This window comes from Cupriavidus sp. HPC(L), assembly GCF_000307735.3.
GTDB lineage: Bacteria > Pseudomonadota > Gammaproteobacteria > Burkholderiales > Burkholderiaceae > Cupriavidus.
Window position 1 is genome coordinate 1 of record NZ_AMPR02000088.1, and the last position, 9910, is coordinate 9910.

Annotated in this window: 7 protein-coding genes; 3 read left to right on the forward strand and 4 right to left on the reverse strand. The window is 65.7% G+C overall.

Going from position 1 to position 9910, the window contains the following annotated elements; all coding sequences use genetic code 11:
* The 4 genes from tssM to B551_RS06800 form a co-directional block, all read right to left on the reverse strand.
* On the reverse strand, positions 1-1796 hold a 1796-nt coding region (tssM, locus tag B551_RS06785; RefSeq protein ID WP_023263735.1), incomplete at its 3' end, for a type VI secretion system membrane subunit TssM.
* A gap of 102 nt (positions 1797-1898) precedes the next feature.
* The gene (locus tag B551_RS06790; protein WP_023263736.1) at positions 1899-3392 is read right to left on the reverse strand and encodes a hypothetical protein; all 1494 of its coding nucleotides are present in this window, start codon (positions 3390-3392) and stop codon (positions 1899-1901) included.
* 52 nt (positions 3393-3444) lie between these two features.
* Complete coding sequence (locus B551_RS06795) at positions 3445-3711, reverse strand: PAAR domain-containing protein (RefSeq protein WP_006575567.1); 267 nt, start codon at positions 3709-3711, stop codon at positions 3445-3447.
* Between the two features lie 104 nt (positions 3712-3815).
* Positions 3816-4661: a M15 family metallopeptidase gene (locus tag B551_RS06800; RefSeq protein ID WP_006575568.1), complete on the reverse strand. Its 846-nt coding sequence runs from the start codon at positions 4659-4661 to the stop codon at positions 3816-3818.
* A 330-nt stretch (positions 4662-4991) separates the two neighbouring features.
* On the opposite strand from B551_RS06800, the gene B551_RS06805 reads away from it, so the two are divergent.
* The 3 genes from B551_RS06805 (at position 4992) to B551_RS06815 (ending at position 9784) form a co-directional block, all read left to right on the forward strand.
* Positions 4992-5897 (forward strand): hypothetical protein, encoded by a 906-nt coding sequence (locus B551_RS06805; RefSeq protein WP_043437857.1) that lies wholly within the window; start codon positions 4992-4994, stop codon positions 5895-5897.
* A gap of 148 nt (positions 5898-6045) precedes the next feature.
* Positions 6046-8913 (forward strand): type VI secretion system Vgr family protein, encoded by a 2868-nt coding sequence (locus B551_RS06810; RefSeq protein ID WP_006575570.1) that lies wholly within the window; start codon positions 6046-6048, stop codon positions 8911-8913.
* A 28-nt stretch (positions 8914-8941) separates the two neighbouring features.
* Positions 8942-9784: a DUF4123 domain-containing protein gene (locus B551_RS06815; protein WP_006575571.1), complete on the forward strand. Its 843-nt coding sequence runs from the start codon at positions 8942-8944 to the stop codon at positions 9782-9784.
* Positions 9785-9910 lie beyond the last annotated feature (126 nt).

The window sequence follows — 9910 nt, forward strand, 5'->3', positions numbered from 1 at the left end:
GCCGCAGTGGCTGCCGCGGCCGGGGTGGCGGTCGCCGCGCTCGCACCGGCTTGCGCCGAGGCCGGCACCACGGCGCCATTGGCGGCCGGCGCCCGCACGTTCTGTGCGAGCTGGTCCGGATGCGCGTTGACTTCGGCGAGGAAGCGTTCGATCGACGTGCCGACCGGCTTCAGCATGACCTGGCGCAGGCCGTTGTAATACTCGTCGAGCAGCTTGTGCTGCAGCGTATCGCCCTGATAGAGGCCCAGCGACAGCGCGATCGGATGATCGGCGCGGAAGCGCTCCAGCTGCTCGATGCGGTCCTGCAGGATATCCAGCGCCTCCAGCCGCGATTGCAGGTCGATGCGGTTCTGCTGCAGCTTGACGATCTTGTCGAGGTCGGCCTGCACATTGGCGGTCAGCTGGCGGTTGCCGATAAACGACCAGGTCCAGCCGCCCAGCAGCAGGCCAAGCGCCAGCACCAGCCCGAAGAACGTGACGAAGCGCATCCGCGTCTTGGCCGGGCTGGAGAACTGGCGGACCGTCTTGCGGTCGGCGAACACCACCTTGGAGAACAGGTCGCGCAGGAAGAAGCCGTTCTTCGAGAACACCTCGCGGCTATGGGCGGCACTGTCCAGCTTCAGGCCGAAGCGGCGGGCAATCCGTTCGGCCGAGGCGCTGGTGGTGCTGGCCTCCTGCACCGCGCTGGTGAAATAGAAGCCGCGGAACACCGGCTTGTACTGGAACGGGTTCTCGTCGAACAGCGTCACCAGGAAGGCGCGCAGCGCCGGCTTGATCGACGCGAACTCGAGCGGGAAGCTCAGCAGCCCCGGCGACAGCTTGCCGTTGCGGTGCTGCGCGATCTGCGCCACGCTGATTTCCTTCAGGCCGTCGTACAGCTCGTCGAAGCGCTCGTCGAACATCGCGGCGGCATCGCGCTTTTCGCCCGGCTCGAAGGGCAGGGTAGCGCCCCAGACGCGGTCGCGCTCGTGCTTGTCGCTGTCGCCGAAGAATTCGGTGAAGCCGGTGATCAGGTCCGCCTTGGTGAACATCACGTAGACCGGCGCGAAGACTTCAAGGCGCTCGGTCAGTTCCTGCACGCGCTGGCGCAGGTTCTTGGCCAGCTGGATCGCAAACTCGGGACGGTTCTGCGTCAGCTCCGGAATGCTGACGGTGACCACGATGCCGTTGATTGGCGCGCGCGGGCGGTAACGCTTGAGCAGGTCCAGGAAGCCCAGCCATTCCTTGCGGTCTTCCTCGTGCACCGAATAGCGGCCCGCGGTATCGAGCAGGATGCCCTCGGTGGTGAAGAACCAGTCGCAATTACGCGTGCCGCCGATGCCGTGGATGATCGCGTTGTTCTTGTCGGCGAACGGGAACTGCAGGCCCGAGTTCAGCACCGCGGTGCTCTTGCCCGCGGCGGGGTTGCCGATCACGATGTACCACGGCAGTTCGTACAGTGCCTCGTTGCCCGACAGCTGGCCGAGCTTGGACGTCTTGATCGTCTTGACCGCATCGACCAGCCGCGTGCGCAGCGCCTCGACCTCGCCGCGCTTTTCCTGCGGCGCTTCCTGGGCCGCCGCATTGGCCTGCTGTTCCAGCAGTGCGCCGAGCTTGCCGCTGGCTTGCCGTGCGCGATAGTGACGCCATGCGAAGGCGATCAGCCATGCCACCACCAGCAGGCCGAGCACGATGCCGACCCAGGTGAGCCCCACCTCGAAGGTATCGGCCGCCAGCAGCAGGAAGAGCGTCAGCGCGACGACGCCTATCACGGACAGCGTGCGCGTGTTGGTCAGGAAACTGAGGAATCGATGCATGGTGGCCTGCGGTTTGCGAATGCGTGTGCTGGTTCTTGTGCTTGTGCTTGTGCTTGGGCTTGGTGCGAGCTCGTGCGTGTTCTGGCTTGGGGCGGATGGCCGCTAGGTGGTGGCCGGCGGCAATATCGCGATCGCGCCGCGCTGATGCGGATCGGCCGCGGTCAGCGCCAGCGCCGGACCGCCGCGCTCGGCGCACTGCTGATGCGCCAGGACGATGGCCAGCAGCGCGCCGGCATTGCCGGTGTGTCCACAGGCGGTGCCGACCGCCAGCAGGTCCGCGCTGACGTCGAGTTCGCCAAAGCGTTCGGAGAACACCCGCGCCAGTTCGACGGTGCGGACCGGATGCGGGCTGATGTCTGCGGTGACCACAACCGGTTGGGGCGCCGGCGCAGGTTCGGCGGCCGGTTCTGCCTGGTCGTCGTCTTTCGTCTTCGCGTCGCCAGCCGGCTCGGCCAGCAGCGCCACGGTCTGCGCAATGGCCTGATCGAGCGCCGCGGTGCGCGGCTGCCCCTTGTCGGGCGTCGGCGCATCGAGCCGCGTCAGCGTGGTGCGGCCGATCGACGCCGGCGGCGCGTCCTGCGCGAGCATCGCGGCCAGCGGTCCCTGCGGCGGATACAGCAGGATGCCCGCCGCCGCCTCGGAGGGCGCGACGCCGTGCTCGCATTGGGCGCTGAACAGCCGGTTGGTTGCGCGCAGCCGGTCGATCGCTTCGGCACCGATATGCGAATCCGCCGCGATCACGCCGCGCAGTTCGTGCGTCGGTTCGCGATGCAGCGCAAGGATTGCGCGATCGACCTGGACCATCGCATCGCCGTCGCCCTTGGCGGTCAGCGTCTCCATCGAGATCCGTTCGACCGGCCACAGCCCGGTCAGGCGGCCGCGCACGTATTGACCGGCGGCCGCCGCCATCGATGCCTGCCAGCGCTCGGGCAGCAATAGCGTCAGCACCAGCCGTGGCGGCTCCTCGGCCTGCGTGGCCGTCGGGCTCTCGCCGGCGGCGGGGAAGTACAGCGCGGGATATTGCTCCAGGGTCTGGGCGACCAGCTGCTCGGCCACATCGCTGGCCAGCGCGACGGTCCGTACGGCCTCGTCATTCCACGGCAGCTCGGCAAAGGCCTGCTCCAGCACCTCGCGCGTGCCATCGACATCGATGTCCTCGGCAGGCGCGGCGAAGATCGGCACGCCATCGCCCAGCACGTCGACAACGTCCGGCCGCTGCTGCCCGGCGGTGGCCGCGGCGGTGGCGGCCGTGTCGCCGCCCTTGGCGGTATGCAGGGCAGCGCCCAACACCAGCGCGCGCCAACGGCGGGTGGGATCGTTGTCGGGCACGGCGCCGTCGGCCGAGTCCCCGCCGTCTTGCGCGGCGGCCGCCGACGTGCTGACCGCGGCCGCGACATTGCGGCGAATGCCGTCCAGCGCGCGGCGGATGACCAGATAGCCGGCAATCATGCCGGCCGGCAGCAGGAACAGATGCGTGACGATATCGGTCGTGGTCGGCATCCGATGGATCGATTGCCACCACAGGATCGTCGCGGTCCAGACCAGCGCGAAGACGGCGAACAGGATCAGGCCGGAACGGAACAGGCGTGCGAGCATGGTGTCGGGGAGGGTCGGCACAGAGGAGCGCAACAGCGGAACGGCGCTCGCCTTACGCGCTGCCGGTGACTCCCTGGCTGGACAGCAACGTCGCGCCGCATGCCGTCTTGTCGCCGTGGCGGGCCGCGGCGCGGCCATCGATGATCACGGTCGAATCGCCGGTGACGATGGTGGTTTCGCCATGACCCGACTTCGGACAGGTCACGCGATCGCCGACGCAGGCGATGCCCTTGCCGTTGGTCGACGTGGTGCCCGACGCGCTGATCACGACGCCGCCGTGGTCGGTCTTGTCACCCAATACGATAAATGGCCGTGTCATTGTTGTTCTCTCGACTGAGAAGGGCGATCCCGCCACCAGCTATCGATTCGCAGCCTGCTTTCGCCGGCCGCCGTTGCGTGCACCGTGCCCCCGCACATCGCACGCTAGCCGGGCTTCTTGCCGAGCACGCCGGGCCGGCGCAACTCGACGTGCCCAAGATCCATCATCTTCCAGCGCCCGCCCCAGGTCAGCCCCGCGGACTCGGCGATTTGCCCATACAACTCGTATCCGCGCATTGCCCACGGATCCTTTTCGCTGATCACCAGCTTGCCGTCGCGATAGAAGGCGCTGTCCGCGGCCAGGCCGAACTGATGGTAACTGTGATAGGCGCCCGCCTTTGTGACATGCGTGCCCATCGCGGCCAGCCTGGCCTGGCGCTCCGGACTGCGATAGCCCTCCAGCAGCGCCATTTCATAGCCATGCTCGTCGCGCATGATCTTGTAGACCAGCAGCAGGCGCTGACGAAAATCGGCGTCGAGCAGATCCCAATTGCGGCTGGCTTCGCGAATGGTCGGGCGAATCCGTTCGACTTCCTGCGTGGTGAATACTTCCGGCGGCAATGGCGCCGGCGGAACCAGGCGTTCGCCATTCAATAAAGCGGAAATCTTCTGGTCCGGCTCGCGCAGCGCGTCATCGTACTCGAACAGCAGTTTCGGTCGCAAGGCGAGGGCAACGATCGGCGGGGTCGCGACGACGCCCGCCGCGCACAGCAGAAAGACCTTTCGGCGCGCAACGAAGGCGCGCAATGCTTCCATCGAATCGGCTGCCTGGGAAGCCGACGTTCGTAGGGTTCCGGCCGAGCGCTGGCTTGCCGCGCTGGCATGGATACTGAGCCGCTGCCATTGCGTGCGCGCGGCCAGCAGCACGCGCTCGCGCACGCCCGGCAGCAGCAGAATGGCCGCGATCGCGACCATCAGCGCGAAATACAGGAACAGCGTAATAAAGATCATCCGCTCAGTGTGCGTACCGCGCGCCGTCCAAACCGCCCATGACAACGGCTTCAATAGTTACATTTTGTGACATTTTATTTGGCTCGATTCCGGGCTGACATTCGGCTGCAAAAAAATCGCCGTCTGCGAGTTGTGACGGCGCCGTTCACATATTTGCATTTTTGTTGCGGCCAGCTATAAAATCTGCGCGCTTCGTCCGCATCGGCAGCTCGCGCCACCTCGTCGAATTTCTGCTCGGGCCCTGTCTTCGAGTTATGTTGCCGATCGCTTAACTCAATTCCATCCCTGCGCTGCCCGACGCGCATTTTATTGCAATTCGAGAGCCAAAAGATGAGCCACGGCGACGACTTCAAAGGAAATGGACCACCGTCGCTGTTCGGCTCGGGCAATGCCGACAGCCAGGGACCCGATACGCGCATCCTGGCCAGCCTCGAAGGGCGGGTCGCCAGTCACGCTCCTGTCAAGAAGAAGACTCCCGATATCAAGCGCCACAGCGTGTTCGCCACGCTGGCGTTGCTGTTGGTCGGCGCGGGCGCCGTGGCCTTCTGGCTGGGCAAGGGCAACGACGTCGAGGCCCCAACGGTGGCCACCGTCGTGCCGGCTGAAAGCGCGAATTCCGCCGCCAGCGCGGCCCCCGCCGCCGACATGCAGGCCGCCGCGGCAGGCGCGGCTGCTTCCGTCGAAGCGCCGGCCAGCTCCGCTACCATCGTCGATGTCAGCCCCGAGCGCGATGCCGATGACGATGCGCTCGACAATCTCGGCAAGATGCCATCCGGCGATCTGGCCGCTGCCGGGCTCGGTGCCGCGGCATTGGCCGGCGGTGCCGCGCTGGCAGCAAATGCGGCGCCAGATCATGACAAGAGCGCTGCGGACCGTCACGCCAAATCGACGACGGTCGCCGCCAAGGAATCGAATAAAAAAACGCTAAACCAAGAAGTAAATAAAACGAAGATCACTGCATCGAATCAGACCGCGACAAAACGGCAACATTCGAATACGGCGACCAAGGTTGCTTCGCGTTCCAATTCGAACCCTACGACTGTAGGGAAGACGAAAACCGAGCGCTCGCGTATTGCCTCCAACAATACGCGCCGAGTTTCAAAAAAGGCGGGCGCCAATACCGGCAATGATCGCGATGCCGAATTGCTGGCGGCATTGCTGGCCCCCACGCCCGAAGAGAAAACCACGACCGCGTCGCGGACGCGCAAAAGCGGCACCGCCCAGCGTTCGCAGTAATGACGGCCGAGAGGCAAGGGTGCTGACAGAGCAGATGGCCGCGGCATCGACGCGGCCATTGGCGTTGTCGGGCAACCGATCGGGCTTGCCGATCGCTCGACATCCGCTGTGATCTCCCCTGCGACACCCGCTGCGACACCGAATCGCCATGGACCACACCACCCTGATTCAGACCCTGTTTTCCCCGGCGCGGCGGCTGTTCCAGCTCGAAGGCGAGGGGGCCGTCGGCGAGCTGGCCGTCGAGGCCTGGCTCGGCCGCGAGGCGCTGTCGGAGCTGAGCGAATGGCGCATCGTCGCGGTCAGCGCCAATGCCCGCCTGCCGCTGAAGTCCCTGCTCGGTGCGAAGGTCACGCTGTGGACCACGCTGGCCGATGGCGAGCGCATTCGCCGCAGCGGCCTGGTGCGCAAGGCCGAGAAGCTGGGCGCCGATGGCAGCCTGGCGCGCTATCGGCTGACCGTGGTGCCGTGGCTGTGGTTGGCCACGCAGCAGCGGCATAGCCAGGTATTCCAGAACCGCACGCTGGCCGATATCGCCGAACAGATCCTGTCGCCGTACGCGCCACATGCGGTGTGGCGCTATACGGCGGGCGCGCAGCAGCGCATCGACACGCTCGGTCCGCGCGAACACGTCAGCCAATATCGCGAGACCGATTACGCGTTCCTGTCGCGGCTGCTGGCCGAGGCAGGGTTGGGCTTCGCCTTCGTCGACGACGAGCAGGCACCGTCAGGGCATGCGATGACGATCTTCGCGGACAGCCCGCAATTGCCGGAAGGTCAGGTTTCGAGCGTTCGCTATCACCGCGCCCACAGCCAGGAAGAAGCCGACGCCGTGCAGCAGCTCGCTTGCCATAGCCGCGTGACGGTGCCCGGCGTCGCGGTGGTGGCGTGGGACGGCAACGGCAAGCGCACGCTGCGCGGCCATGCGCCAGCCAAGCTCGGCGGCGGCGCGCAATGCCCGGAGCCCTATCTGTCGGTCAGCCAGTCGGTGGTCGGCGATGCGGCCGGCGCGCAGCGGCTGGCCGAGCAGTTGATGGAGAGCATCGAGGCACGCGCGCAGCTGTTCGCCGGGCAGGGTACGGTGCGCACCTTCGTCAGTGGCACCCGTGTGGCGGTCTCCGATTGCCCGCATCTGCCCAAACAGGAAGATGCCGAGGCCGCCTATCCGCTGCTGCTCGATATCGTCGAGCATTGCGGCCTGAACAATTTGGCAGCAGAGACGCGCGCCGCGCTGGGTCAGCGGCTGGGCCCGCTCGAGGCCGCGCTGTGCTTCGATACGCCGCCCAGCGCGCCGGAGAATGGGCCGATGACGATGGGCTTCCTTGCGCTTGGCGATGCAGTGGAGCGCAACGTGCCGACGGCGTCGCTGCACCAGGCCGCCGAGCAATACGGCTACGCCAATCTGTTCCGCGCCTGCGATGCGCGCCGCCCGTGGCGCCCGCGCGTGGTCGACGGCAACGGCGCCAGGCTGTTCGCCACGCCGACCGCGATCGGCGTGCAGACGGCGACCGTAGTTGGCCCGCAAGGCGAGACGCAGCCGAGCGGCGATGCCGAACACCATGTCAGCCCGCGCGGGGAGATTCGGGTCCGCTTCCCGTGGCAGAAGGGCGAGCGCGAGGATGACCGCAGCACGCGCTGGGTCCGCGTGGCGCAGCGCCAAGCCGGTGCCGGTATGGGCTGGCAATGGCTGCCGCGGATCGGCCAGGAGGTGCTGGTCAAGTTCGCTGACGACGATATCGATCAACCGATCGTGATCGGCGCGCTGTACAACGGGCAGGGCGAGGGCGGCATTGCGCCGACGCCGGGCGGCAAGCAGGCCGCTGCCGCCGATGCGTCGGTGTACCAGCAAGGCAGCGACACCGCGCCGAGCGCGCAGGCCAATGTCGCTGGCGGCCATGCGCCCGCGTGGCACGGCATGAGCGCTGATCAGGAAGGACACCGCAACGCCGCCGCACTGAGTGGCTTCAAGAGCCGCGAGCACGGTGGCGACGGCACCAACCAGCTGGTGTTCGACGACAGCGACAACCAGCTGCGCACGCAACTGGCCACGACGGTCCAGCACAGCCAACTCAACCTCGGCCACCTGATCCACCAGCAGGACAACTACCGCGGCAGCTTCCGCGGCGAAGGCTTCGAGCTGCGCACCGACGGCTACGGCGCGATTCGCGGCAAGGCCGGCGTGCTGATCAGCACCTATCGGGATGCACAGAGCCAGCGGCCCGTACCGACGGGCGATAACGCGGCCGGCATCGCGCTGATCCGCCAGGCGAAGTCGCTGACGCAGACGCTGGGCGAGGGCGCGGTCAAGCACCAGACGGCAGCTCTGCTGACCGCCAAGGACGACGAGGCCCAGCTGGCGAAGCTGGAAACCGCCGCGTCCGGCATGGTCGACGGCAAGGATCTGGACACCGCGATGCAGGACGCCGCCAGCGGCAACCAGCAGACGCAGGGCAAGGTCCCGCATCCGAGCGAAGCCATCGTGCAACTGGCCGGCCGCGCTGGCCTTGCCATGGTCGCGGGGCAGGAGCTGCAGATGGTCAACGGCAAGTCGCTCGGCATGGTGTCAGGCCAGGACACCAACCTGGCGATCGGCAAGCAGGCACGATTGCACAGCGGTCAAGCCATCGGCATCGCCGCGGCGCTGGAGAAAGCGGGCGAGGGCGACACCGGCCTGAAGCTGATCGCGGGCAGCGAAGACATCGACGTCCAAGCCCAGCACGACGTGATGAAGCTGCAGGCCAAGGATGAATTGAAGGTCGTGTCGGCCAATATGCAGGTGGACTTTGCTGCCGCGAAGCGCATTCGCGTGGCGACGGCGGGCGGGGCTTCGATCACGATCGAGGGTGGGAATATTACGGTGGAGTGTCCGGGGGCGATTACTTACAAGAGTGCGCAGCGGAAGTTTGAGGGGCCGGTGAACGGAACATATCCCTTGCCCGCATTCCCACAGAGCGTGTGCGTTGAATGCATGAAGCACGCGATGGAAGGGGGCCACGCATTGGCCTTGAAAAATGGCTGATAGAGACGCAGCCGTAAGTTCTCGTCCCATGTTGTCCGAGCCGCGCTGGGTCGATGACTATCCGGTGGATTTCCTGTCTCGGCTACAGGCCGCCTTCGGCGACGCATCGATCCTGATGCTGGTCGACTGCGGCTTCGACACCGGCTTTGTGCCCGCACTGCATAGGCGGTTTCCCGAAACCAGGATCAAATCGCTTTTTGAAGGGCTTTATGAGGGGCCCGGCCTGGCGGAGGTCGCGCCACAGCTTGTTGAACTACCGAACGGCGAGTCATTGCGGACTGCGATGCTGGAACTGGCTCTTCGGCGCGCAAATGCAAAGCCCATGCTGACGTTCTTGCATTGGCCCGATGGCTTCGATGCCTGCATGCACCACTTGCGCGGACAGCTTGAAGCCGTCGATTCGTCCGACACGGCGTTTCTGATACGGATCGCGGATACGCGCGCACTACAACAGTTGCTGTTGGTGTTGGACGAGGAGCAGCGCACCCGCGTGCTGGGGAAGGGCACGTGGCGGTACGCCGATCGGTCAGCGGAGTTGCAATGTGTTCGAGTTCGGGTCGATGCACAAGTCGGATCGGACGGTCCATTGCGGTTAAGCGATCGCCAAGTAGATGACCTTGCGTCGCTCGCACGTGCCGATGCCGTACTGACGTTCATTCAGCGCTCGACCCACATTTTTGGCCGGTTCACTGGCCGCCCCTCGGAAGCGCATTCTTGTATTTCGAAGGTGCTACGGGAAGCCTCTCCCGAAAGCCATGACGCTGAGGTGTATCGATCGGTCTTGGCAGTACTGGAACGCGAAAAGATGCTGTCCTCAACCTCCGAGGTTGACGCTCTGTTCGACGGCAAATCCCATTCTATTTCGATGTAGTCAAACGATAATGGCAAAGATCATTTTGTCCGCTCTAATCGCCGTCTTCTTGTTGGCCGGATGCCAAAAGCACCCCGTCGAAGAAGACGAAGGCTGGGGCTTGAAGCTGTCGATCCTCAATTACAC